Origin of the sequence: Alteromonas sp. P256 (assembly GCF_036864455.1) — a bacterium.
In the GTDB taxonomy this organism is placed as follows: domain Bacteria; phylum Pseudomonadota; class Gammaproteobacteria; order Enterobacterales; family Alteromonadaceae; genus Alteromonas.
Window position 1 is genome coordinate 1 of record NZ_JAZETM010000033.1, and the last position, 908, is coordinate 908.

Sequence of the window (908 nt, forward strand, 5' to 3'; positions counted from 1 at the left end):
TATGTCATTCGAGGACTAATATATAGTGGAAATAATACTTGTTTTAGGTGGCATTGGTTATTCAGTACTGTTGCTCTTAGTTGGTAGCCGAGTTGTTGAAGATATACTATATCCGACATCTGTTAAATTTTGGCTTATCGTCTTAATGGTGTTTTTACCAGTAATTGGTTTAATGATCGTACACTCAAAAACGAGTAGTTCGGGCCAGTCTAATTCTGTGAATGGCAATAATGATAATTCGCTCGTATTAGGCGACACTACAAGTTCTTCAGGCGGTTCTTCGAGTGATTGTGGTGGTGGAGGTGAGTGAATGACAAATAACAAAAATTTTGAAGACGGATGTTCGCGAAGAGCGCGCGCCCACCGCTTAAAATGGTGTTATGTTTCTCGGAAGATATTTTGGAAAATTTAGTAAAAGTCAGTATTACGCTGACATCGGATAACATTCAAAATGCCAGTACAGAAACTATGTGGGCAGAGCCTCTGGGTAACGATCTTTACAGACTTCAGAACTCGCCGTTCGCAGCTTATGGTTTTAGCTATCTTGATGTTGTAAAAGCGATAGGTAACGAAACTCCCGAGGTTGTAGAAATTGTAGAAAGCTCAGGTCACTCAACTTATCGAGTACAATTAGAAACTGGAGTTCTAGAAAGCGATAGATTTGGGCAATATTGGCAGAAACTTGAAAACATTGGTTGTACTTTTGAAGGCTCCCAGTCAAAGTTACTAAGTATTGATGTACCACCTTCAACCGATATATTTACCGCTTATTCAATTTTAGAATCAGGTGAATCTGCGAGAGTCTGGGAGTTTGAAGAGGCAAAGTGTGCTCATAGCACCGAAACATAACAAACCACTCAAGTCGCTCGCGGGCTCGCTGGGACAGTAACACATGGGCTCTGTCGCTT

General features: G+C 40.9%; 2 protein-coding genes. Both read left to right on the plus strand.

Annotated features, from left to right (window positions below; genetic code table 11):
• Positions 1-25 precede the first annotated feature (25 nt).
• Positions 26-310 carry a hypothetical protein gene (locus V7R39_RS17715; RefSeq protein WP_334032281.1) on the plus strand — a complete coding sequence of 95 codons (285 nt, stop codon included), beginning with the start codon at positions 26-28 and terminating at the stop codon, positions 308-310.
• A gap of 89 nt (positions 311-399) precedes the next feature.
• Positions 400-849 (plus strand): DUF4265 domain-containing protein, encoded by a 450-nt coding sequence (locus V7R39_RS17720; protein WP_334032283.1) that lies wholly within the window; start codon positions 400-402, stop codon positions 847-849.
• The last annotated feature ends 59 nt before the right edge of the window (positions 850-908 follow it).